Origin of the sequence: Pseudomonas flexibilis (assembly GCF_000806415.1) — a bacterium.
Lineage (GTDB): Bacteria > Pseudomonadota > Gammaproteobacteria > Pseudomonadales > Pseudomonadaceae > Serpens > Serpens flexibilis.
On record NZ_JTAK01000002.1, the window covers coordinates 65,207 to 86,704 of the forward strand.

General features: G+C 65.2%; 22 protein-coding genes and 1 pseudogene. 12 read left to right on the plus strand and 11 right to left on the minus strand.

What is annotated here, in order from left to right; all coding sequences use genetic code 11:
- Nucleotides 1-209 precede the first annotated feature (209 nt).
- Nucleotides 210-1,403, plus strand: a complete 1,194-nt coding sequence (locus PT85_RS04065) for a sugar transporter (protein WP_039606024.1) — start codon at nt 210-212, stop codon at nt 1,401-1,403.
- A gap of 99 nt (nt 1,404-1,502) precedes the next feature.
- Here PT85_RS04065 and PT85_RS04070 read toward each other — a convergent pair whose 3' ends face one another.
- Together PT85_RS04070 and PT85_RS04075 are read right to left on the minus strand one after the other, a co-directional pair.
- Complete coding sequence (locus PT85_RS04070) at nt 1,503-3,506, minus strand: peptidase U32 family protein (RefSeq protein WP_039606025.1); 2,004 nt, start codon at nt 3,504-3,506, stop codon at nt 1,503-1,505.
- Nucleotides 3,507-3,685: 179 nt separating this feature from the next.
- The gene (locus PT85_RS04075; protein ID WP_039606026.1) at nt 3,686-4,462 is read right to left on the minus strand and encodes a dienelactone hydrolase family protein; all 777 of its coding nucleotides are present in this window, start codon (nt 4,460-4,462) and stop codon (nt 3,686-3,688) included.
- Between the two features lie 106 nt (nt 4,463-4,568).
- On the opposite strand from PT85_RS04075, the gene PT85_RS04080 reads away from it, so the two are divergent.
- The 3 genes from PT85_RS04080 (at nt 4,569) to PT85_RS04090 (ending at nt 6,881) form a co-directional block, all read left to right on the plus strand.
- Complete coding sequence (locus tag PT85_RS04080; protein WP_027591518.1) at nt 4,569-4,913, plus strand: hypothetical protein; 345 nt, start codon at nt 4,569-4,571, stop codon at nt 4,911-4,913.
- A 319-nt stretch (nt 4,914-5,232) separates the two neighbouring features.
- Complete coding sequence (ccoN, locus tag PT85_RS04085) at nt 5,233-6,672, plus strand: cytochrome-c oxidase, cbb3-type subunit I (RefSeq protein ID WP_051587509.1); 1,440 nt, start codon at nt 5,233-5,235, stop codon at nt 6,670-6,672.
- Entirely contained in the window at nt 6,672-6,881 is a 210-nt protein-coding gene (locus PT85_RS04090; protein WP_037009630.1) for a hypothetical protein, read from the plus strand. The genes ccoN and PT85_RS04090 overlap by 1 nt, the downstream gene beginning before the upstream one ends.
- A 61-nt stretch (nt 6,882-6,942) precedes the next feature.
- Here PT85_RS04090 and PT85_RS04095 read toward each other — a convergent pair whose 3' ends face one another.
- Nucleotides 6,943-7,794 carry a LysR family transcriptional regulator gene (locus tag PT85_RS04095; RefSeq protein ID WP_027591521.1) on the minus strand — a complete coding sequence of 284 codons (852 nt, stop codon included), beginning with the start codon at nt 7,792-7,794 and terminating at the stop codon, nt 6,943-6,945.
- Between the two features lie 207 nt (nt 7,795-8,001).
- On the opposite strand from PT85_RS04095, the gene PT85_RS04100 reads away from it, so the two are divergent.
- Nucleotides 8,002-8,553 (plus strand): porin family protein, encoded by a 552-nt coding sequence (locus PT85_RS04100; RefSeq protein WP_039559618.1) that lies wholly within the window; start codon nt 8,002-8,004, stop codon nt 8,551-8,553.
- Between the two features lie 76 nt (nt 8,554-8,629).
- On the opposite strand, the gene PT85_RS04105 is transcribed toward PT85_RS04100, so the two are convergent.
- Nucleotides 8,630-9,322, minus strand: coding sequence for a GNAT family N-acetyltransferase (locus tag PT85_RS04105; protein ID WP_039606028.1), 693 nt, complete (start codon nt 9,320-9,322; stop codon nt 8,630-8,632).
- Nucleotides 9,323-9,550: 228 nt separating this feature from the next.
- On the opposite strand from PT85_RS04105, the gene PT85_RS04110 reads away from it, so the two are divergent.
- Nucleotides 9,551-9,802, plus strand: a complete 252-nt coding sequence (locus tag PT85_RS04110) for an FmdB family zinc ribbon protein (RefSeq protein ID WP_039606029.1) — start codon at nt 9,551-9,553, stop codon at nt 9,800-9,802.
- A gap of 116 nt (nt 9,803-9,918) precedes the next feature.
- Here the strand turns inward: PT85_RS04110 and PT85_RS04115 are convergent, their stop codons facing one another.
- Nucleotides 9,919-10,446 (minus strand): REP-associated tyrosine transposase, encoded by a 528-nt coding sequence (locus PT85_RS04115; protein ID WP_039606030.1) that lies wholly within the window; start codon nt 10,444-10,446, stop codon nt 9,919-9,921.
- Between the two features lie 187 nt (nt 10,447-10,633).
- Between PT85_RS04115 and PT85_RS04120 the strand changes: the two genes are divergently transcribed.
- From PT85_RS04120 to PT85_RS04135, 5 genes and pseudogenes are all read left to right on the plus strand, one after another.
- Nucleotides 10,634-11,473, plus strand: a complete 840-nt coding sequence (locus PT85_RS04120; protein WP_039606031.1) for a CAP domain-containing protein — start codon at nt 10,634-10,636, stop codon at nt 11,471-11,473.
- A gap of 107 nt (nt 11,474-11,580) precedes the next feature.
- Nucleotides 11,581-11,781 (plus strand): type II toxin-antitoxin system Phd/YefM family antitoxin, encoded by a 201-nt coding sequence (locus tag PT85_RS04125; protein WP_051587529.1) that lies wholly within the window; start codon nt 11,581-11,583, stop codon nt 11,779-11,781.
- A gap of 162 nt (nt 11,782-11,943) precedes the next feature.
- The gene (locus PT85_RS04130) at nt 11,944-12,687 is read left to right on the plus strand and encodes a class I SAM-dependent DNA methyltransferase (RefSeq protein ID WP_039606032.1); all 744 of its coding nucleotides are present in this window, start codon (nt 11,944-11,946) and stop codon (nt 12,685-12,687) included.
- Between the two features lie 175 nt (nt 12,688-12,862).
- A pseudogene (locus PT85_RS18165) lies at nt 12,863-13,027 on the plus strand (type II toxin-antitoxin system RelE family toxin); the annotation flags it as partial.
- Nucleotides 13,011-13,337, plus strand: a complete 327-nt coding sequence (locus PT85_RS04135; protein ID WP_039606033.1) for a helix-turn-helix domain-containing protein — start codon at nt 13,011-13,013, stop codon at nt 13,335-13,337. The pseudogene PT85_RS18165 and the gene PT85_RS04135, both read left to right, overlap by 17 nt.
- A gap of 79 nt (nt 13,338-13,416) precedes the next feature.
- Here the strand turns inward: PT85_RS04135 and PT85_RS04140 are convergent, their stop codons facing one another.
- Together PT85_RS04140 and PT85_RS04145 are read right to left on the minus strand one after the other, a co-directional pair.
- The gene (locus PT85_RS04140; protein ID WP_139181996.1) at nt 13,417-13,893 is read right to left on the minus strand and encodes a hypothetical protein; all 477 of its coding nucleotides are present in this window, start codon (nt 13,891-13,893) and stop codon (nt 13,417-13,419) included.
- A gap of 58 nt (nt 13,894-13,951) precedes the next feature.
- Nucleotides 13,952-14,893 carry a LysR family transcriptional regulator gene (locus tag PT85_RS04145; RefSeq protein ID WP_027591766.1) on the minus strand — a complete coding sequence of 314 codons (942 nt, stop codon included), beginning with the start codon at nt 14,891-14,893 and terminating at the stop codon, nt 13,952-13,954.
- 111 nt (nt 14,894-15,004) lie between these two features.
- On the opposite strand from PT85_RS04145, the gene PT85_RS04150 reads away from it, so the two are divergent.
- Nucleotides 15,005-15,604, plus strand: a complete 600-nt coding sequence (locus tag PT85_RS04150) for an NAD(P)H-dependent oxidoreductase (protein WP_027591767.1) — start codon at nt 15,005-15,007, stop codon at nt 15,602-15,604.
- A gap of 108 nt (nt 15,605-15,712) precedes the next feature.
- Here the strand turns inward: PT85_RS04150 and PT85_RS04155 are convergent, their stop codons facing one another.
- The 4 genes from PT85_RS04155 to PT85_RS04165 form a co-directional block, all read right to left on the minus strand.
- Nucleotides 15,713-16,249 (minus strand): REP-associated tyrosine transposase, encoded by a 537-nt coding sequence (locus tag PT85_RS04155; RefSeq protein WP_027591768.1) that lies wholly within the window; start codon nt 16,247-16,249, stop codon nt 15,713-15,715.
- A gap of 189 nt (nt 16,250-16,438) precedes the next feature.
- Nucleotides 16,439-16,609 carry a hypothetical protein gene (locus tag PT85_RS17950; RefSeq protein ID WP_155956157.1) on the minus strand — a complete coding sequence of 57 codons (171 nt, stop codon included), beginning with the start codon at nt 16,607-16,609 and terminating at the stop codon, nt 16,439-16,441.
- 180 nt (nt 16,610-16,789) lie between these two features.
- Nucleotides 16,790-18,034, minus strand: coding sequence for a ribonucleotide-diphosphate reductase subunit beta (locus tag PT85_RS04160; RefSeq protein WP_039606034.1), 1,245 nt, complete (start codon nt 18,032-18,034; stop codon nt 16,790-16,792).
- Between the two features lie 156 nt (nt 18,035-18,190).
- Nucleotides 18,191-21,034 carry a ribonucleoside-diphosphate reductase subunit alpha gene (locus PT85_RS04165; protein ID WP_052237606.1) on the minus strand — a complete coding sequence of 948 codons (2,844 nt, stop codon included), beginning with the start codon at nt 21,032-21,034 and terminating at the stop codon, nt 18,191-18,193.
- Between the last annotated feature and the right edge of the window lie 464 nt (nt 21,035-21,498).

Below are 21,498 nucleotides of genomic sequence, written 5' to 3' on the forward strand. Positions count from 1 at the left end.
GCATTTTCGGAAACTGACCCAGGTCAATGATCGCCGCGTCATTTCGGCGCATTGGCTGATATCGATGCGTGCCTGAGAGGCGCTCGCATCGCCGCGCGTCGTCCACGCCGGCGGGGGTGGTTGGCGGCGGCCTGGCCGAGTTCTAGAATGCGCGCCTTCCCTCCCGCTCCTGTTGGCGTTCCGTCCTCCGACGCCTGGTTTTCCTCTCCATGACAACGTCGCATACCGCCCAGCCGGGTCGTTGGCTGTCTGTGGCCGCGCTGGCCCTGGCCGCCTTCATTTTCAACACCACCGAATTCGTGCCCGTGGCGCTGCTCACCGACATCGGCGCCAGTTTCGGCCTGCCGCCCGAGCGCGTCGGCCTGATGCTGACCATCTATGCCTGGCTGGTGGCGCTGGCCTCGTTGCCCCTGATGCTGCTGACCCGGCATATGGAGCGGCGCCGCCTGCTGATGGGCGTGTTCGGGCTGTTCGTCCTCAGCCACCTGCTGTCGAGCGTGGCCTGGAGCTACGCGGCGCTGGTGGCCAGCCGCATCGGCATTGCCTTTGCCCATGCGCTGTTCTGGTCGATCACCGCGTCGCTCGCCCTGCGCGTGGCGCCGGCCGGCCGCGAGGCGCAGGCGCTGGGCCTGCTGGCCACCGGCACCACGCTGGCCATGGTGTTGGGCATTCCGCTCGGTCGCATGGTGGGCGAGTGGTTGGGCTGGCGCGTGACCTTCCTGGGGATTGCCGGGCTGGCGCTGCTCACGGCGATCATCCTGGCGCGCACGCTGCCGCTGCTGCCGAGCCAGAACGCCGGTTCGCTGAAGAGCCTGCCGGTGATCTTCCAGCGCCCGGCGCTGGTGGTGGTGTACGTGCTCACCGTGCTGGTGGTGACCGCGCAGTTCACCGCCTACAGCTATATCGAGCCGTTCGCCCGCGAGGTCGGCGGCTTCATCGGCAACCAGATCACCCTGTTGCTGCTGCTGTTCGGCGGCGCCGGGCTGGTGGGCTCGGCGCTGTTCAGCCGCTACAGTCCGCGCTACTCGCGACCGTTTCTGCTCGGCGCCATCGGCGCCCTGGCGCTGTGCCTGCTGCTGCTCGAGCCGTTGTCGCAGAGCTTCGGCCCGCTGGGTGCGCTGTGCTTCTTCTGGGGCATCGCCATCCTGTGCTTCACCCTGGCGCTGCAGTCGCGCGTGCTGAAACTCGCCTCGGATGCCACCGACGTGGCCATGTCGCTGTTCTCCGGGCTGTACAACGTGGGCATCGGCGCCGGCGCGCTGCTGGGCAGCCTGGTCACCCGCCAGGTTGGGTTGGAAAGCATCGGTTGGGTCGGCGGCCTGCTGGCCCTCTGCGGGCTACTCATCTGCGCGGTAGCGATGCTGCGCATCGCCCCGCCCATGACCCCGGCGCAGGCGGGATAACCGTAGGGTGGTCAATGCGCAAGCATTGACCACCGTTTGCGCACCGAACCGGCAGCCATAACGGCGCCGGAACCCCGGGCCGCCGCCGGGCGCCCTGCTTCAGCGTCCCGGCTTGCTGCGGATGGTCTTGAGCAGGTCTTCCGGCGTGATGGAGGCCACCACCTGGCTGGCCGCGCTGCCCGGCTGCGGCAGGTTGAGGATGTGGCCCTTGATCTTGCCGATCACGTGCATTTCGCACGGCTTGCAGTCGAACTTCAGGGTCAGCACCTCGTCGCCGTGCACCAGCTGCATCGGCGCCACCTTGGTGCGTACGCCGGTCACGCCCTTGGCCTGCTTCGGGCACAGGTTGAAGGAGAAGCGCAGGCAGTGCTTGGTGATCATCACCGGCACCTCGCCGGTTTCCTCGTGGGCCTCGTAGGCCGCGTCGATCAGCTCCACGCCGAAACGCTTGTAGAAGGCACGGGCCTTGTCGTTGTAGACGTTGGCCAGGAAGGTCAGGTGCGATTCCGGGTACACCGGCGGCGGCACGGCCACCGGCTTGCGGAAGCCGCGCGGATGCTCCAGCACGCGCGCGGCGGTCAGTGCCTCCACGGTGTCACGGCGCAGGCCCTTGAGCTGCGAGGCGGGCACGAAGGGCACCAAGGGCGCATCGATCTCCACGGCGTCGGCGTGGTAGATCGTGGTGCCCAGCTGGCCGAGCAGGTCGCGCAGCTGCTCCAGCGCCTGCTCCGGCTTGTTGGCCGCGCTGAACGGGCCTTCCAGGGTCTGGCTGACGCGCACGCCGTCCTCGCTGGTGGCGGTCAGCGTCAGGCGCTGCTCGTCCAGTTCGGCTTTCCACGACAGGCCGATGCGCCGCTCGGCGGAGGTCTTTTGCAGCGCCTGCTGCCAGTTGTGGTCCAGGTTGCGGCTCAGCGGATGGTGCGGGCGCAGCTGGCGCAGGGCCGCCGGCAGCTCGTTGGGCTCCACGCGGTACTGCCAGCGCGGCGCGCCGTCTTCTTCGAACTGCTGTTGCAGCTCCACCACGCTGGCGCGGAAACCCACCACCTCGCGCTTGACCAGCACGTTCAGCCCGTCGCCGTTGGACAGCGGCTCGTGGGTCACGGCCACGAAGTCCTGCTTGCCGACCTTGAGCACTTCGCCCACCGGCAGGCCGGTGAAGGTCGGCGAGTCGAAGGCGCCGATGTCTTCCTTGCGGTCGTTGACGAAGTAGTCGGTGCTGCCGCGGTGGAAGGTCTTGTCCGGGTCCGGCACGAAGAAGTGCTCGGTGCGGCCGCGGGAGGCGCGTTCCAGGTCCGGGCGTTCGAGGAGGATGTCGTCCAGGCGCTGGCGGTAATAGGCGGTGATGTTCTTCACGTAGCCCATGTCCTTGTAGCGGCCTTCGATCTTGAAGGAACGCACGCCGGCCTCGACCAGCGCGCGCAGGTTGGCGCTCTGGTTGTTGTCCTTCATCGACAGCAGGTGCTTGTCGTAGGCCACCACGCGGCCCTGGTCGTCCTTAAGGGTGTAGGGCAGGCGGCAGGCCTGGGAGCAGTCGCCGCGGTTGGCGCTGCGGCCCGTCTGCGCATGGGAGATGTAGCACTGGCCCGAGAAGGCCACGCACAGTGCGCCGTGGATGAAGAATTCCAGGGTGGTGTCCACCGCCGCGTGGATGGCGCGGATTTCCGTGAGGTTCAGCTCACGGGCCAGCACCAGCTGGCTGAAACCGGCGTCGCCGAGGAAGCGCGCCTTCTCCAGGGTGCGGATGTCGCACTGGGTGCTGGCGTGGATCTCGATCGGTGGAATGTCCAGCTCCATGATGCCCATGTCCTGGATGATCAGCGCGTCCACGCCGGCGTCGTACAGCTGATGGATCAGCGCGCGCGCCGGCTCCAGCTCGTCGTCGTGCAGGATGGTATTCAGGGTGACGAACACCCGCGCATGGAACAGGTGGGCGAACTCCACCAGCCGGGCGATCTCCTCGACGCTGTTCTCGGCATTGTGCCGCGCCCCGAAGCTCGGCCCGCCGATGTACACGGCATCCGCCCCGTGCAGGATCGCCTCGCGGGCGATGGCCGTGTCGCGGGCGGGACTGAGCAATTCGAGGTGGTGCTTGGGCAGGGACATGGCGATCAGGCTTCGGGGGCGAAAACGAAAGGGGCGCCATTGTAGCGGCAAATGGTCACGGGGCGGACGCTGCCCGATACTCCGGCACAGAACCTGTAGGGGCGGCGCCACCCCGAGCCCGTGGGAGTGAATTCATTCGCGAGCTTTCGGGGTTGCACCCTCACGGCGGGGCTACGAGGCTACCGGGCAAACGCCTCATCCAGCAGGTTGTTCATGGCCTGGAACGCCCGCTCGGCCACCAGCGGGTGGTACTCGTTGCGCCCCGGCACGTTGGCGTAGGGGTCGGTGAAGGAGTGCACGGCATTGCCGTAGCTGACCAGTTGCCAGTCCACGTCGGTCTTCTGCATGGACGCGACGAACTCATCCACCTGCTGCTTGGGCACCGCCGGGTCGTCGGCGCCGTGCAACACCAGCACGCTGCCCTGGATGTTGCCGTTGTCGGCGGGATTGGGCGTGTCGAGGTTGCCATGGAAGGACACGAAGGCCTTGAGCGGCGCGCCGCTGCGCGCCAGCTCGAGGATCGCTCCACCGCCGAAGCAGAAGCCGATGGCGCCCACCTGTTGCGTATTCACCTTGTCGGTGTGCTTGAGCAGCGCGTCCAGCGAAGCCTGGGCCCGCTTGCGCATCAGCGGGTGATCGCCACGCAGCGCGCCGGCCACCTTGCCCGCCTCCTCCGGGCCACTGGGGCGCACCTCCTTGCCATAGAGATCGGCGACGAACACCACGTACTTGTCGCTGGCGGCGCGCGCGGCCTTCTCGGCGGCGCGCTCGGTGGCGCCCAGCCAGTTGGGCACCATCAGCAGCCCGGGGCGTGGGGTGGTCACCGAATCGTCGTAGACCAGCAGGCCCTGATAGGGTTGGCCGTCGATCTGGTAGTCGATGCGTTCCACCTTGACCTCGGCGTGGGCCAGACCGATGGAGGAGACGAACAAGAGCGGCAACAAGGCGGTCTTCATGGCGGATCTCCGGTGCGGGAATGCTGAAACCCTAGCAGGGGTAGCGAGCGCTGAGCGCAAGCCGGGCTATGTTCAAGAGACCGTACTCCCGGAGGGGAAACTGGCCATGAGCAGGTTCGACATCGAAAGCTGGTGCAAGAAGAGTCCCACCGACAAGTCCGAGCCGATGGGGCAGATGAGTTTCCATATCAGCGAGAACGACCACCTCAACCTGGAGCAGGCCGAAGAGCGCCTGCAGAACAGCGGCGAACCGGAAGCCTGGGTGGACGTGGACATGACGTCCTTCCAGTTGGTCACGCCCCCCGAATGCGGGCCGTTGTCGGACTGCCGCCTGCGTGTCTACCTGCGCGAGGACGACCAGCGCGGCCAGTTCCACCTGGTCGGCCACCGCGCCAGCGACGGCAGCCTGGTGTACACCAACGCGATCATGGTCGACATGCTGATGGAATGAGGCCGCTGCGCTCAGTACCGGCCGGCCGGTGACGCAGGGAAGGCTGGCTCGCTGAGGTCGCGGTGCTTGATTCTGATCATGGGGCGCAGCCGCCGCGAGCGGCTAGGATGGCGGTGTCTGGGTGATAAATAGAAATTAGTAAATTGATATTCAAATATTATTAGTTTGTTTTGATTTAACCGGATCGACACACTAGCCAGGCCTGTCAGTCAGAAGGCCTGCGCTGCCGCATGGGCGTGTCTGACCAGGGGTACCGGCCGCAGAGCCGGCCCGACGAGTCGTGCTGACAGGCTTCCCAGCGTGCATAGGACTCCCGGTAATGATCCCCGCAGACGATTCCTTTCCTTCCCCTTCCTACAACTACGCCGTCGTACGTCAATTCACCCTGATGACCCTGTTCTGGGGGGTGGTGGGCATGGCCATGGGCGTGGTCATCGCGGCCCAGCTGGTCTGGCCGGAGCTTAACCTCGGCCTGCCCTGGACCAGCTTCGGACGCATCCGGCCCATCCACACCAACCTGGTGATCTTTGCCTTCGGCGGCGGCGCGTTGTTCGCCACCTCCTTCTACGTGGTGCAACGTACCAGCCGGGCGCGGCTGGTCTCGGACGGCCTGGCCCGCTTCGTGTTCTGGGGCTGGCAGGCGGCCATTGTGGCCATGCTGATCAGCTATCCGCTCGGCTACACCACCTCCAAGGAATACGCCGAGATGGAATGGCCGATCGCCCTGTGGATCACGCTGGTGTGGATCGCCTACGCCTATCTGTTCTTCGGCACCATCGCCCGGCGCACCGTCAGTCACATCTACGTGGGCAACTGGTTCTACGGCGCCTTCATCGTGGTGACCGCCATGGTGCACATCGTCAACCACATCGCCACCCCGGTGAGCTGGCTGAAGTCCTACCCGGTGTATTCCGGCGCCACCGACGCAATGATCCAGTGGTGGTACGGCCACAGTGTGGTCGGCTTCATCCTCTCGGTGGGCTTCCTCGGCATGATGTATTACTTCGTGCCCAAGCAGGCCGAGCGGCCGATCTACTCCTACCGGCTGTCCATCGTGCACTTCTGGGCGATTATTTCGCTTTACATCTGGGCCGGTCCGCATCACCTGCACTACACCGCGCTGCCCGATTGGGCGCAGACCCTCGGCATGGTGATGTCGGTGATTCTGCTGGCGCCCAGCTGGGGCGGCATGATCAACGGCATGATGACCCTCTCCGGGGCCTGGCATAAACTGCGCGACGACCCGATCCTGCGCTTCCTGGTGGTATCGCTGGCGTTCTACGGCATGTCCACCTTCGAAGGCCCGATGATGGCGGTGAAGACGGTCAACTCGCTCTCCCACTACACCGACTGGACCGTCGGCCACGTGCACGCCGGCGCCCTCGGCTGGGTCGCGATGATCAGCATCGGCACGCTCTACCACATGATTCCCCGCCTGTGGGGGCGCGAGCGCATGTACAGCAGCCGGCTGATCAGCGCGCACTTCTGGCTGGCGACCATTGGCACCGTGCTGTACATCGCCTCGATGTGGGTGAACGGCATCACCCAGGGTCTGATGTGGCGCGCGGTGAACCAGGACGGCACGCTGACCTATTCGTTTGTCGAGGCGCTGGAAGCCAGCCACCCCGGCCTGATGATCCGCCTGTTCGGCGGCGCCATCTTCGCCAGCGGCATGTTGCTGATGGTCTGGAACAGCTGGCGCACCGTGCGCGCCGGTCAGGTGAACCCGTTACCCCTTGCCCTGGAGGCTCGTGCCTGATGATCTTCGTGCTTCTTTCCGTGCTGGTCGGCGGGCTGTGCCTGGCCGTGCTGCGCACCCCCGACGCCGACCTGCGCCAGGCCGCCCTGCAGCCCTTCGCCGACGATCCGCCGGCGGCGCGACAACTGGAACAGGAAACCGGCTTGCGCTGCGAGCGCGTGGTCGAGGTGCCGTTCGAAGACCCGCGACCTTTCCATCTGGAGGCCTGAGTTTTCCCCCACGTCCAGGGACGGACGCTCCCCTTCGCGCCGCATGCGGCGCGTTTTTTGTTCAGAGCAGCGGCGACCAGTCGCCCGACTCGCCGACAACGTCCCGCACGCAGTCGATGGCGCGGGCAACGGTTACCGAGCAGCGCTCGCGGGCGTAGATCAGGTAGACCGGGTAGGTGAACTCCGGCGCCAGCGGAACCCGTTCGAGCACGCCGCTCTCCAGGTAGCCCTGCACCACGCGGCTGCGAAAATAGCCGCTGCCGCCGGCTTCCAGCAGGAACTGCAGGGCCAGCGGGCCGAGGTCGAAGCTCAGCGACGGATGCGCGAGGTCATGCAGGGCCGCGTCGTGCCGGCGACGGAACTCATCGCCCCAGTCCACATACACGTAGGGCGCCGGTTGTCGCGGGTTGCGTACCTGGATGAGCTTTTCCTCCATCAGCAATTCGCTCTGCAGGCCCGGCCCGTACAGCGGCTGGTAGACCAGGACGGCATCCAGCCTGCCGTCCTCCAGCTCGCGCACCAGGCTCGCTCCGGCGCCACTGCGGCTATGCACCTCCAGCCCCGGCAGCGCCTGGCGCAGGGCGCAGACCCACTTGAGCATCAACGGAGCGCACAGGCTCGGCTCGCCGCCCAGGTGCAGCGTTTCGGCACGTTCGGCCGGCAGCGGCAACACCTGCTGCGCCTCGTCCCAGGCCTGCACCATGCGGCTGGCGAACTCCACGAACGCTTCGCCATCGGGCGTCAGCCGCGCACCGGAACGATTGCGCACGAACAGGCTGCAGTCGAGCTGGCTTTCCAGCGTCTGCACGCGCGCCGTCACCGCCGCCTGGGTCAGGTGCAGACGTTCCGCCGCGCCCACGAAACTGCCGCAGCGCACGATCTCCAGAAAGGTACGTGCCAGATCGACCGCCATACCGACCCCCCGGCTTGAAATGAGGCGGCGAGTATACGCCCGCCGGGCCGCAGGCTTTCGCATCACACACCGTTGCAGGCAGTTGCGCCATTTCCCGTGAACTGTGTCACAGCGCTGGGCCCGGACGGCAGGCCGGCATTGAGCACAAAACAGCCATGAAGTCACAATGCCATCACTGAGGAAGTACTTGCCTGTTATGGAGAAATGATGAACGCAATCAAGACTTTGGGCTTAATGACCGCCGGTGCCTTTGTGCTGGCCTGTGGCATTGCCCAAGCCGATGAAACGCCGCGCGTGTATGTAGGCGTGGGCTACTCGCACATGACGCTGGACGGGGGCACGGCCGACTACACGCTGCCCATCACGACCTTCCACGCGGGGGTCGAGATCGCGCCCAACCTGAGCGTCGAAGGCCGCTACGGCATCAACGCCGGGGATGACGAGCAGTACGACTCGGGCGTGCTGGTGACGTACGAAGTCAAGAGTTATTGGGCCGTCGTGCTCAAGGGCCGGGTGCCGGTCACCGACGCCTTCTCGTTCTACGGCATGGCCGGTGTGAACAGCCTGTCAGTCGACTTCCACGGGCAGAGCTTGGGCTGGCCGCTGTACACGCTCAGCGGCTCGGCCGAGGAAACCGGAACCACGCTGGGTGCCGGTGGCGAGCTGAGACTGGGTGATTCGCTGGCGCTGACTGTCGAATACCAGCGGATGCATGAAGACGTCTCCGGCTACAACCTGGGACTGAACTACCGCTTCTAAGCGCGGCGCCCGATAGGCGTGCACCGGCGGCGGTCAGCCAGGCGCTGTCCGCCCCACCCACGCCGCGCGGCGGGCATCAATGCAAGCGTGTTGCCCGCCGTTCCTCCATATGCGCCTGCGCCTGGCGCGCCAGCTGATCCAGCAGGCGGTCGCGTTTGCGTTCGGCGTCGCCCATGGCGTCGCGGCCATGCTGCTTGAGCAGGTAGCTGTAGATCTGCCGTACCTCGGTGGACTGGAAGATCGGCTCCAGATCCTGCACCGCCAGCGTGCCGTGGCTGGCTTCGCGGCGGGTGTTCAGCACCACCTGCGGGCCGTGGGCGGCAATCGCCTGGAAACCCAGCGCCTCGAAAAACGGCGCCTTGCCGGCCACGCACGCCACCTGGGCGTGGGGATAACGGGCGATCATCTCCGCCACCAGCGCGCTGCCGATGCCGTGCTTGCGGTGGCTGGCCTGCACCGCCAGGTACAGCAGCGCGCAGGCCTGCGGGTCGTCCATATAGGGCAGGTACAGCGCGAAGCCCAGCACTCGCGCCGGGTCCTCATCGTCCAGCGCCAGCATGAGCTTCGGCTGGCCCGGCTGCGCGCCGTCCATGCGCTCCAGGTAGCGATGTACCTCGAAGCCCACCACGTACTGATAGAGCTGATACAGCGGATTGCTTGGCGTCAGCGACACCGGGCTGATATCGCTCAGGTAGTCCACCACCATCTGCAGCACCTGGGCTTTCAGGGACTCGGGCGGCGGGGTGTCCAGATGGGCGAGGGTGAACATGGGAAGACTCCGGGCTGACGCGGCGCGCCATTGTACCGATCCCGTCAGGGATGCGCGGAGGCGTGGGAGGATGTCGGCCCGGCGGGCCGCCAGAAGCTCGCGAATGAATTCGCTCCCACGGTCGACTTGTCCGCGAGCTTTGCGCTTTACGTAGCTACCTCCGGGGGGAGCTGTGCAACGCCAGCCGGAACGCTAAAGTAGCGCCACCCGCAACACCGGAGAGCCTCCATGCCCACCTACGACTACCGCTGCGAAGCCAACGGCCAGGTCTACGAAGTCCACCATCCGATGGCGCTCAGCCCCAGGACCTGGGGCGACCTGCGCGCCGCCTGCTGCTCGCTGCCCGACGATGCCGCGATCCCCGACAACGCCCCGGTCACCAAACTGATGAGCGCCGCCGGGGTGGTCAACAGCCGCGTCCTGAAGAACCCCGAAGCGCCGGCCTGCGCGCGTGGGGGTTGTGCCGGCAACTGCGTGTAGTGCCCCCGGCCGGTGGACAAGGCTGCGCCGTTGTCCTCCCTACACCGTCGCGACCCCGGCGTAGGGTGGAAGACTCGCGCAGCGATCTTCCACCACAAATGGCACCCATGCCCGTCTCACTCTCCCCAGCGCCCAATCTCGTCTCCAACCCCAGCCCAATCGGGCGCATACACCCCATCGCGCACCGCCCGATGAAAACTCGACCACGGCCAGTCCGCCACGCGCGCCACATGGCCATGCTTCACCGGGTTGAAGTGCAGATAGTCGAAATGCCGCTGGTAATCGCCATCGTCGCGGATCAGATGTTCCCAGTAGCGCCGCTGCCAGATGCCGCGCTCGCCACGGGCGGCCTGTGAGGTATCTGGCGTACCGTGCCCGGGCAGACGGCGCGAAAAGGCGGCCTTGATGATCCTCCAGCGCCCGGCGAAATCGAGGTCGCCTGCCGGCAGGGTCCAGATGCAATGCATATGCTCCGGCAGCACGACCCAGGCATCGATATGGAACGGATGCCGCGCGTGGGTGGCGCGCACCGTGGCACGCAACAGATCGACCTCTCGCGCGAGCAAGTCGCTACGCCGGTCGCGCAGGTTCACCGTGAAGAAATAGGTGGCGCCCGGTACGCGGGCGCAACGGTAGTTGGACATGGTTCCTCCGTGAACCCCTGGCTCCCGTCCGGTGGACAAGGCTGCGCCGTTGTCCACCCTACGCTAGCCGCAACCCCGGCGTAGGGTGGAAAACTCGCAAAGCGATTTTCCACCGTGGCGTTCCGACCCCACCGGAAACCCCGCGCCCTTTGCCGGATCACAACTGCATCCGCAAAAGGAGGTTGCCATGCCCGCCCGCGCCCCACTGCTGCGTTGTGCCCCGCTAACAGCCCTGCTGTTCATCGCCCACCTTGCGGCCGACGAAGCCCAGCAACTGATCCAGTCCATCAACCAGTACCGTGGCGAGGCGAACGGCTGCGCCGACGCCCCCGCCACGGCGCTGCCGCCGCTCAGGGCGGATGCGCGACTGGTAAGCCCTGACGAGGATTGGGAGGCCTCACTGGAGCGCAACGCCTACCCGCTGCAAAGCGCCGAAGCCATCCGCCTCAGCGGTCCAACCGACGCCAAGGCGGCGATGCAGGCGCTGCGGGAAAGTTTCTGCCGGGTGCTGCTCGATCCGCAGTACCTGGACATCGGCGTCAGCCAGCACCAGGAGCAATGGCGCATTGTCCTGGCGCGACCGCAACAGCAGGCCCAGCTCGGCGACTGGCAACAGGAAGGCCGGCGTCTGCTGGAACTGATCAACGCCGCGCGCGGGCAGGCGCGGATGTGCGGCAAACAGGCCCAGCCGGCCACCGAACCGCTGAGCTGGAACGACACCCTGGCCAGCGCCGCCGACACCCACAGCCGGGCCATGGCCAGCGGCAACTTCTTCGCCCACCGCGACAAGGACGGCCGCATCCCCGGCGACCGCGCCGAACTGGCCGGCTACAGCGCCAGCCTGATTGGCGAAAACCTCGCCGCCGCGCATATCAGCGCCCAGCAGGTGCTCGACGGCTGGCTGGCCAGCCCCGAACACTGCGCCAATCTGATGAACCCGCAATTTCGCGAGATGGGCGCGGCTTATGCGCAGGACGACAACAGCGACGCAGGCATCTACTGGACGGCGGTGTTCGGGGCGCCGTAGGAGTCGGGCATGGCGAACTAAATTTGGTCTGAAATTGGCCTAAGTGCTACGCAACGCATCGCTGGCTACCTGCTGAGTGGGGTGGTAGCGCAAAGAGGAGTCCTTTAATGCGCGTTGAAACGATCAGTTACCTGAAGAAACACGCGGCCGACCTGCAGCTCGACGAGCCGATGGTGGTCACCCGCAATGGCGTGCCGGCGTACGTGGTGGAGTCCTATGCCGAGCGAAAGCGTCGTGACGAGACGGTCGCGTTGGTGAAATTGCTGGCTATGGGCTCCCGCGAATATGCGCAGGGCAATCCCTGGTAGAAGCCTTCCTCTTTCGGCATCGCTAGGGGCGCCCGGTGGACGGGCTCGCACAGGTCGATAGTGGCTCAGCCTGCTGTTCCGGCTGTTCGGCACGCCCCGCTTGAGGCGCACGAGGGCTCAGGCCGGTATGATGCCCGGCCATTTTTGGCGAGCAGTCCCACCATGCCCGGCAACGCCCTCTACACCGACCTGTCCGGTTACTACGACCTCATGTGCGCCGATATCGACTATCAGGCGCAGAGCCACGGCGTGCATCGGCTGCGGCAGCTGTTCGGCAATGGGGGAAACCGTCACCTGGACCTGGCCTGTGGCACCGGCCCGCACGTGCGGCACTTCCTCGACGCCGGCTACCGGAGCAGCGGCCTCGACATCAACCAGCCCATGCTGGAGCTCGCGGCCGAGCGCTGCCCGGAAGCGCAGTTCTCCCGGCAGGACATGTGCGGTTTCACCGTGGAGGAACCGCTCGACCTGATCACCTGCTTCCTCTATTCCATTCACTACAGCGGCAGCATCGAGCGGCTCCAGGCCTGCATCGCCAGCGCCCATGCCGCGCTGGAGGAGGGCGGGCTCTTCTGCTTCAACGCCGTCGACAAGGACAAGATCGACAACGCGCTGTTTGTCGCGCACACCGCCGAACATGCAGACGGCCTGCTCCACTTCCGCTCCGCCTGGCACTACGGCGGCGCGGGTGAGCGGCAGTCGCTGAAAGTGCGCATCGCCCGTACCGTGGCGGACGAAACCCAGGTCTGGCACGACGAACACCCCATGGTCGCGGTGAGCTTCGCCGAACTGCAGGCGCTGCTGCAGCCGTACTTCGAGGTGCATGTGCTGGAGCATGACTACGAAAAGATCGTGCCGTGGGACCAACGCTCCGGGAACGCGCTGTTTGTCTGCGTGAAGGCCTGAGAAGAAGCGCTGTCGGCCAGCCCGGCCGGTAGACAAGGCGCAGCATTTCTCACTGTCCTGAGCATCACCGGACGTAGGGTGGAAAACTCGCGAAGCGATTTTCCACCGTGGAGGTGCAGGAGCCTTGCTTCGGGGATGCGCGCTGTTTGGGAGGTGGGGGCCATGCCCGCACTAAGCCCTCGCTCACATGCCCAACGTCCAGAACGTCAAGGCGCTCGCCCATCACCAGTACGGCTACAGGCTCCGGGTGGGCAACTACCGCATCCTGTTCGACTGGGACGGCGGCGTGAAAATCGTCAGCATCGAAGAGGTCAGGAAGCGCGATGAACACACCTACTAACGTGCAGATCATCCACGGCGCGGACGGCCGTCCCGCCTTCGTCGTGGTGCCTTACGCCGACTATATCGCCAGCCACCCTGTCGAAGATCTGGTACCCAACGAGGTCGTGGGCTACATGATCAAGGACGGCATGACCGCCATCGCCGCCTGGCGCCGGCATCTGGGGCTGACCCAGGCCGAGGTGGCCGAGCGCCTCGGCATCTCGCAGCCCGCCTATGCGCAGCAGGAAGCCGCCGAGCGCCCCCGCAAGGCGACACGCGAGCGAATCGCAAAGGCCCTGGATATTCCGGCGCCGCTGCTGAACCTGTAAACCGCGCGCAGCACGCAGAACGGGTGGCCCAAACCGCCATATCAAATGCGGATGGACCACGCCATTGGCCGCCCCGCCATCATTGCTCCGGGTGGAATCTGGGCTCCAGAAAGGCGACCGGAAATTCCGGCCGTGGCCTGCCCACCTGGGTGGAGCGGCGGTCATGGGCCCGGCGGGCCAGGAACACGATGGAGCCATCCGGCTTGCGCATGAGGTTGCCGGCCTTCACGCTGCCCAGCGTGGCCAGCAACCAGCGTGACTCTTCGCGGAACCGCTCGAAATCCACGTCCTGGAAGTTGCGCATGGGGATAAAGGCGACGACCGCGCCTCTTCTGACAGCGGCCCACCCTATGGACAAGTCGACAAATTCACTCTGGTCGCAGTCCTGTTCCGGCAGCGTCGTTTCGGTCATGGAATGGCCTCGCAGGATGTCCGAATCATCGGCGCAGCCAGTGGCAGGCTGATCAATGTCCATTGAATAACAGCGCCACTGCTGCGCTGCCCTACGGTATGGCAGCGTCAATGAAAAAGGCTTGTCGTGGAGCAAGCCTTTCATGGTCTGCACAGGTGACCGGTACTCAGGCGTAGGTGGACCTCGCCACTCGGGGGGCTCGTTAAATAAATCTGTCCCCTTTTCTCTTCGGCCGCGACTCCACCACCGCAAGGCGTGCCGGCAGCTTCGCCAGCAGGGCATCCACCGCCACCCGCGTCTTCAATGGCAGGTGCGGGGTCTGTGGCCACAGGGCGCTGATCGGGTAGGTCAGGCTCGGCTGCTCCGCCAGCACCTCTCGCAACTCTCCGCGCAGCAGGTACTCGCGAGCCAGCCAGTAGGGCAGCCAGGCGATGCCGAGACCGGCCAAGGTAGCGTCGGTGACGGCGCGAAGGTCGTCCATCCGTAGACGGGCTTTGGGTCTGATCGCCTGTACCTGGCCATCGACACGCACCTGCCATTCGAGCATCCGGCCCAGGCGCGTGTAGGCCACGGCGTCGTGCTGCTGCAACTCCGCGAAGCTGCCAGGCTCGCCATGGCACTGCAGATAGGCCGGCGATGCGCAGAACGTCATGCCGTGCTCGCCCAGCCGGCGGGCCACCAGGTCGCTGCTGTCGGGCAGGACGCCGTTGCGGATCGCCAGGTCGAAGCCTTCCTCCACCAAGTCCACGGTGCGGTCGCTGAAGGACATTTCCAGCACCAGCTCGGGATGCTGCTGCGCCAGCTCGATCAGGATGGGCGCGATGCACAGATGGCCGAACAGCACCGGCATGGACACCCGCAGCTGGCCGTTGACCTGCCACTTGCCGCTTTCCAGCGCCGTTTCGCCCGCGCGGATTTCCTCCAGGGCCCGCAGGCAGTGCCCATGGAACCTCGAGCCTTCGTCGGTCAGGCTCAGGCTACGCGTGGTGCGGTGGAACAGCAGCACGCCCAGGCGCTGCTCCAGACGGGCAATGCTCTTGCCCACCGCGGAGCGGGTGATGTGCAGCTGGCTGGCCGCCTGGGCGAAGCTGCCGGCCTCCGCCACCACGACGAAGACGTCGACGCCGTTCAGGCTGTCTCGCATGGCTTTGTATCCATAGGGGAACCAATCAAGAGAAATACTATCGCCATTGGTGAGAAAAATGGAATGGTAGGCTATGCGCATTCCCACAAACTCCCCAACTGGAGCGCATTCATGAGCAAGATCCTCGTCCTCAAGTCCAGCATCATGGGCAGCAACTCCAGGACCAACGCCCTGATCGACAGTTTCCTGGCTGAACGACTGGCCAAGGGGCATCTCGATGAGGTGCTGGTGCGCGACCTGGCCAGCCTCGATCTGCCGGTGCTGGACCATGAGCTGTTCCACGCCCTGCGTGGCGTCGGCCAGCCGAGCGAGCGCGCCCGACAGGTGGTGGCGCTGTCAGATCAGTTGATCGCCGAGCTCAAGGCCAGCGACCTGCTGTTGATAGGCGCCCCCATGTACAACCTGAACGTGCCGACGCAGCTGAAAAACTGGTTCGACCTGGTGGCCCGCGCGCAGGTGACCTTCCGCTATACCGAAAGCCATCCGGTGGGCCTGATCGAGGGTGTCCGCGCGGTGGCCTTCAGCTCGCGTGGCGGTGTGCACCTAGGGCAGGCGAGCGACGCGGTCACTCCTTATCTGCGCGCGGTACTCGGCCTGGTCGGCATCGCCGAGGTGGAATTCGTCTACGCGGAAGGCCTGGACGCTCGCCCCCACGGCGTCGAGAAAGGCCTGGCCGACGCCCATGCGCAGATCGTCAGGCTGAGCGCCTGAAGGTCGCCTCGCCGATGCCATCTCTGCAAGGCATCGGTAGATGAAATGTCGGCCTGTTTTATTGATGGCTCCCACGCGCTGCGTGGGAGTCTTGCCGGTGGCTCCACGTCAACTCGGCAGCCGGTCGATCACCAGCAGCCCGGCTTGTCCCTGATAGTCGCGAGCACTGGAGTAGCGCCAGTGCTCGGCCAGATCCACATAACCGCGACGCACCGGATTGTGGTGGATGTAATCCAGCTTCTGGCGCATGACCTCCTCGCTGCAGACCAGCTCGGCATGGCTGCCTTCCTGCCAGAGCTGGTATTCCCGATCTTGCTTGTGTGCCCGCTTGCTGAAGCTCAGCCGCTGCAGGACCGACTCCGCGCCGCGTCGTTGCAGGTCGTCGAGGATCCGGCGGGCCGTGTAGGACTTGAAGCTGCTGACGCAGCGGGCCAGATCGGGTGCCTGCGCGAGATAGTGCAGGTGGTTTTCCATCACCACATAGCCATATAGCCGGAGCCCTTGGTGGGTCTGCTGGTAACGCCAGCAGTCGAGCAGGATGTCGACCAGTGCAGGACGGGAGAACAGCGGTAGCCACTCCATCACGGTACAGGTCAGGAAGTGCGGTTGCGCGGGATCGGTAATGACGTAGCGGCTGCGGCCCATGGGATTCGTCCGTGAATCGGTTAGTGGGTCTGGCGTCGTACTCGGCTGATGGCTCCCACGCTCTGCGTGGGAGCCTAGCCGGTGACGCTCTGCGTCGCTACGGGGGCGGGTGGACGCAGGAGCGCCGAGGGCGACGTTCCCACGCGGAGCGTGGGAACGATCAATCATCCATCAGGCCAAGCGCCCCTCTTAAGACTGCTCAACAGTTACAGCTATTTCAGCTTGCCCTGACTCAAGGTTCATGGCTGCCCGAACAGTCGACTTATCTTTAACCAAGAGCACAAGTGCAACAACAGCCGCAACGAACATCACGCCAATGACAACAGCAACAACAACGCCGAGATTTTCTTCGTTATCCATAATAAAGATGCCGCGAATATTGTTTATGGACCGGCACGGTCCAGTCTCTAGCCTCAAAAGAACGCCAGCTGCACTGGGAGATAAGGTTAAGATTGAAATTGAATGTTCAGGGCATGGAGCTGCCGAATATATCCGACAGCTCCATAATGGCGACTCATCTTTACGCCTATCGAGAGTCCATCAATCCCAGGCCAGCGCCCCACCCGTCTGATATTCCGTGACGCGAGTCTCGAAGAAGTTCTTCTCCTTCTTCAGGTCCATGATCTCGCTCATCCACGGGAACGGGTTGGTGGTGCCCGGATACTGCTCCGGCAGCCCAATCTGCGTCAGGCGGCGGTTGGCGATGAACTTGAGGTAGTCCTCCATCATTGCCGCGTTCATGCCCAGCACGCCGCGCGGCATCGTGTCGCGGGCGTATTCGATTTCCAGTTGGGTGCCCTGCAGGATCATCTGGGTCGCTTCGTCCTTCATCTCGGCGTCCCACAGGTGCGGGTTTTCGATCTTGATCTGGTTGATCATGTCGATGCCGAAGTTCAGGTGCATGGATTCGTCGCGCAGGATGTATTGGAACTGCTCGGCGGTGCCGGTCATCTTGTTGCGGCGGCCCATGGAAAGAATCTGGGTGAAGCCGCAATAGAAGAAGATGCCTTCCAGCACGCAGTAGTAGGCGATCAGGTTGCGCAGGAACTGCTTGTCGGTCTCGACGGTGCCGGTGGTGAAGGTCGGGTCGGAGATCGAGCGGGTGTACTTGAGGCCCCAGCTGGCCTTTTTCGCGACGCTGGGAATCTCGTGGTACATGTTGAAGATCTCGCCTTCGTCCATGCCGAGGGATTCGATGCAGTACTGGTAGGCGTGGGTGTGGATCGCCTCTTCGAAGGCCTGGCGCAGGATGTACTGGCGGCATTCGGGGTTGGTGATCAGGCGGTACACGGCCAGCACCAGGTTGTTGGCCACCAGGCTGTCGGCGGTGGAGAAGAAGCCCAGGTTGCGCTTGACGATGCGGCGCTCGTCCTCGGTCAGACCGTCGGCGCTTTTCCACAGGGCGATGTCGGCGGTCATGTTGACCTCCTGCGGCATCCAGTGGTTGGCGCAGCCGTCCAGGTACTTCTGCCAGGCCCATTCGTACTTGAAGGGCACCAGTTGGTTGAGGTCGGCGCGGGCGTTGATCATGCGCTTCTCGTCCACGCGCACGCGGGCGCTTTCGCCTTCCAGTTCGTTGAGGCCTTCCTGGATGTCCAGCTCGTCCAGCGCGCGCTTGGCGCGGGCCACGGCGTCGGAGTCGCCGGCGCTGACGGTGCGGGCCTGCTCGACGGAGCCGCCGACGGCATGGTCTAGGGCGTCGGTCTGCGCGGTGGCTTGCGCGGCGGCGGCCTTGGCGGCGGGGGTGGTTTCTTCAGGTTGGTCGAATTCGTCCCAGCTCAGCATGAGGTGTGCTCCTGATCGGGGGACCGGCGTGGGGCCGGTCGTTGTTCGGGTGGCTGTGGTGCACGCAACGGCACCGATGGCGTTTGGCGCGGCCTGGCGGGCCCCGCAGGGCGGGGCCGTGGTGGATATGGAAAGCGATATCCACCCTACGGTCGGTTACTGGCAGGCTTCGCAGTCGGGGTTGTCGATGCTGCAGGCTTTCGGCACCGGGGCGGGAGCCGGGGCGGCTTGCAGGCTTTCATCGATCACCGAGCTCACGGCGTTGAGCTTGCCGGTGGTGATGGTCGACTTCTCGGTGCTGGTGGCGGCCAGGGCGCGGAGGTAGTAAGTGGTCTTCAGACCCAGGTACCAGGCCATGCGGTAGGTGACGTCCAGTTTCTTGCCCGAGGCGCCGGCGATGTACAGGTTCAGCGACTGGGCCTGGTCGATCCACTTCTGGCGGCGGCTGGCGGCTTCGACGATCCACTTGGTGTCCACTTCGAAGGCGGTGGCGTACAGCGCCTTGAGGTCGGCCGGGATGCGTTCGATCTGCTGCACGGAGCCGTCGTAGTACTTGAGGTCGTTGACCATCACCGGGTCCCACAGGCCGCGGGCCTTGAGGTCGCGCACCAGGTAGGGGTTGATGACGGTGAACTCGCCCGAGAGGTTCGATTTCACGTACAGGTTCTGGTAGGTCGGCTCGATGGACTGCGACACGCCCACGATGTTGGAGATGGTCGCGGTCGGCGCGATGGCCATGATGTTGGAGTTGCGGATGCCACCCTTCACGCGCTCGCGCAGCGGGGCCCAGTCCAGGCTCTCGGTGCGGTCGACCTGGATGTATTGCTCGCCACGGGCGTCGATCAGGCGCTGCAGGGAATCCAGCGGCAGCACGCCCTGGCTCCACAGCGAACCCTCGAAGGTCTGGTAGGCGCCGCGCTCGTCGGCCAGGTCGCACGAGGCCTGGATGGCGAAGTAGCTGATCGCTTCCATGGAGCGGTCGGCGAACTGCACGGCGGCGTCGGAACCGTAGGCGATGTGCTGCTGGTACAGGGCGTCCTGAAAGCCCATCAGGCCCAGACCCACCGGGCGGTGCTTGAGGTTGGCGTTCCGCGCCTGGGGCACGCTGTAGTAGTTGATGTCGATGACGTTATCGAGCATGCGCACGGCGGTGCGCACGGTGCGCTCCAGCTTGGCGAGGTCGAGCTGGCCATCGACGATGTGGTTCACCAGGTTCACCGAACCCAGGTTGCACACGGCGATTTCGTCGGCGTTGGTGTTCAGGGTGATCTCGGTGCACAGGTTGGAGCTGTGCACCACGCCCACGTGCTGCTGCGGGCTGCGCAGGTTGCACGGGTCCTTGAAGGTGATCCACGGGTGGCCGGTCTCGAACAGCATCGAGAGCATCTTGCGCCACAGGTCCTTGGCCTGGACGACCTTGTGCAGCTTGAGCTTGCCGTAGCCGGCCAGGGCTTCGTAGTACTCGTAGCGCTCTTCGAACGCCTTGCCGGTCAGGTCGTGCAGGTCGGGTACGTCGGAGGGCGAGAACAGCGTCCAGGGGCCGTCCTGGAACACGCGCTTCATGAACAGGTCGGGCACCCAGTTGGCGGTGTTCATGTCGTGGGTGCGGCGGCGGTCGTCGCCGGTGTTCTTGCGCAGTTCGAGGAATTCCTCGATGTCCAGGTGCCAGGTTTCCAGGTAGGCGCACACCGCGCCCTTGCGCTTGCCGCCCTGGTTGACGGCCACGGCGGTGTCGTTGACCACCTTGAGGAAGGGCACGACGCCCTGGCTCTTGCCGTTGGTGCCCTTGATGTAGGCGCCCAGCGCGCGCACCGGGGTCCAGTCGTTGCCCAGGCCGCCAGCGAACTTGGAGAGCAGGGCGTTATCGCGGATGGCGCTGTAGATGCCGCCCAGGTCGTCCGGCACGGTGGTCAGGTAGCAGGAGGACAGCTGCGGACGCAGGGTGCCGGCGTTGAACAGGGTCGGCGTGGAGGCCATGTAGTCGAAGGACGACAGCAGGTTGTAGAACTCGATGGCGCGTTCGTTCTTCTTCGGCTCTTCCACGGCCAGGCCCATGGCCACGCGCATGAAGAACACCTGCGGCAGCTCGAAGCGCACGCCGCCCTTGTGGATGAAGTAGCGGTCGTAGAGGGTCTGCAGGCCCAGGTAGGCGAACTGCTGGTCGCGCTCGTGATCCAGCGCGGCGCCCAGCTTGGCCAGGTCGAAGGTCTTCAGCTGCGGGTCGAGCAGTTCGAACTCCACGCCCTTTTCCACGTAGGCGGTCAGCGCCGGCGCGTACAGGTCGGCCATTTCGTGGTGGGTGGCGCTGTCGGCCACGCCGAGGAAGGAGAGAGCTTCGGCGCGCAGGCTGTCGAGCAGCAGGCGGGCGGTCACCTGGCTGTAGTTGGGCTCGCGCTCCACCAGGGTGCGCGCGGTCATCACCAGGGCGGTGTTGACGTCCTTGAGGGACACGCCGTCGTAGAGGTTCTTCAGGGTCTCGCGCTCGATCAGTGCGCCGTCCACCTCGGCCAGGCCTTCGCAGGCTTCGCGGATCAGCGTCTGCAGGCGGCCCAGGTCCAGCGGGCGCTGGCTGCCGTCGTCCAGGGTGACGCGGATGCTCGGGTGCGGCTGGGCCACGTTGTGGGCCTCGGCGGCGCGCTTGCGTTCCTGGGAACGGGCTTCGCGGTACAGCACGTAGTCGCGGGCGACCTTCTGCTCGCCGGCGCGCATCAGCGCCAGTTCCACCTGGTCCTGGATGTCTTCGATATGGATGGTGCCGCCCGACGGCATGCGGCGGGTGAAGGTGGCGGTCACCTGCGCGGTGAGGTGGGCCACGGTGTCGTGGATACGGCTCGACGCCGCTGCCTGACCGCCTTCCACGGCCAGGAAGGCCTTGGTGATGGCCACGCTGATCTTGTCGTCGGTGTAGGGCACCACGGTGCCGTTACGCTTGATGACCTTCAGGCTGCCGGGCGCGGTGGCGCTCAGTTCCGGGCTGATGGCGGTATTGTCGGTTTGCATGGGCTGCTCCACGTTTCCAATGCTTCTTCCGCGTGACGGCTATGGCCGCTCGCCGGGCAAAAAAACGCCATGCCGGGGAAAAATCGCCGGCAAATTGGCGTGACAAGGGGATGGGGTGGCATACGGCGTAAACGCCTCCCTGGCTCCCGGATTGATCGAGGCACGCGCCTCGCTCGCAACACCTGGTGACTGACCTCAGTTCGTGCCCGCAGGGGCGTCGTCTGTCGACAGCGGCGATTCCTCGCCCGTGGCGTTGCCCGTCCGGCCTGTTCGGCCCTTGACGGGTTGGATTCCTTTCGTTCTCTCGGGTTCCGCCGAAACACAACATGTAGTGTGTTCTGCTTGATGCGGCGCAAGATAATGGCAGCCGACGGGAAAGACAAGCCACCCCGCCGAGCCCTTCTGTGGATAAGCCTGTGGGTTTCCTTTGCACACCCCGCTGCAATGGGCATGGCGGCTCGCTC

Bases quoted from the DNA above. Each gene is read 5' to 3' on its own strand.
- PT85_RS04135 (WP_039606033.1), top strand. From the start codon at position 13,011: ATGAACACACCTACTAACGTGCAGATCATCCACGGCGCGGACGGCCGT.
- PT85_RS04130 (WP_039606032.1), top strand. From the start codon at position 11,944: ATGCCCGGCAACGCCCTCTACACCGACCTGTCCGGTTACTACGACCTC.
- PT85_RS04120 (WP_039606031.1), top strand. From the start codon at position 10,634: ATGCCCGCCCGCGCCCCACTGCTGCGTTGTGCCCCGCTAACAGCCCTG.
- PT85_RS04115 (WP_039606030.1), bottom strand. From the start codon at position 10,446: ATGTCCAACTACCGTTGCGCCCGCGTACCGGGCGCCACCTATTTCTTC.
- PT85_RS04075 (WP_039606026.1), bottom strand. From the start codon at position 4,462: ATGAAGACCGCCTTGTTGCCGCTCTTGTTCGTCTCCTCCATCGGTCTG.
- PT85_RS04155 (WP_027591768.1), bottom strand. From the start codon at position 16,249: ATGGGCCGCAGCCGCTACGTCATTACCGATCCCGCGCAACCGCACTTC.
- PT85_RS04105 (WP_039606028.1), bottom strand. From the start codon at position 9,322: ATGTTCACCCTCGCCCATCTGGACACCCCGCCGCCCGAGTCCCTGAAA.
- PT85_RS04125 (WP_051587529.1), top strand. From the start codon at position 11,581: ATGCGCGTTGAAACGATCAGTTACCTGAAGAAACACGCGGCCGACCTG.
- PT85_RS04110 (WP_039606029.1), top strand. From the start codon at position 9,551: ATGCCCACCTACGACTACCGCTGCGAAGCCAACGGCCAGGTCTACGAA.
- PT85_RS04090 (WP_037009630.1), top strand. From the start codon at position 6,672: ATGATCTTCGTGCTTCTTTCCGTGCTGGTCGGCGGGCTGTGCCTGGCC.
- PT85_RS04065 (WP_039606024.1), top strand. From the start codon at position 210: ATGACAACGTCGCATACCGCCCAGCCGGGTCGTTGGCTGTCTGTGGCC.
- PT85_RS17950 (WP_155956157.1), bottom strand. From the start codon at position 16,609: ATGGATAACGAAGAAAATCTCGGCGTTGTTGTTGCTGTTGTCATTGGC.
- PT85_RS04080 (WP_027591518.1), top strand. From the start codon at position 4,569: ATGAGCAGGTTCGACATCGAAAGCTGGTGCAAGAAGAGTCCCACCGAC.
- PT85_RS04145 (WP_027591766.1), bottom strand. From the start codon at position 14,893: ATGCGAGACAGCCTGAACGGCGTCGACGTCTTCGTCGTGGTGGCGGAG.
- ccoN (WP_051587509.1), top strand. From the start codon at position 5,233: ATGATCCCCGCAGACGATTCCTTTCCTTCCCCTTCCTACAACTACGCC.
- PT85_RS04160 (WP_039606034.1), bottom strand. From the start codon at position 18,034: ATGCTGAGCTGGGACGAATTCGACCAACCTGAAGAAACCACCCCCGCC.
- PT85_RS04150 (WP_027591767.1), top strand. From the start codon at position 15,005: ATGAGCAAGATCCTCGTCCTCAAGTCCAGCATCATGGGCAGCAACTCC.
- PT85_RS04095 (WP_027591521.1), bottom strand. From the start codon at position 7,794: ATGGCGGTCGATCTGGCACGTACCTTTCTGGAGATCGTGCGCTGCGGC.
- PT85_RS04140 (WP_139181996.1), bottom strand. From the start codon at position 13,893: ATGAAAGGCTTGCTCCACGACAAGCCTTTTTCATTGACGCTGCCATAC.
- PT85_RS04165 (WP_052237606.1), bottom strand. From the start codon at position 21,034: ATGCAAACCGACAATACCGCCATCAGCCCGGAACTGAGCGCCACCGCG.
- PT85_RS04070 (WP_039606025.1), bottom strand. From the start codon at position 3,506: ATGTCCCTGCCCAAGCACCACCTCGAATTGCTCAGTCCCGCCCGCGAC.
- PT85_RS04100 (WP_039559618.1), top strand. From the start codon at position 8,002: ATGAACGCAATCAAGACTTTGGGCTTAATGACCGCCGGTGCCTTTGTG.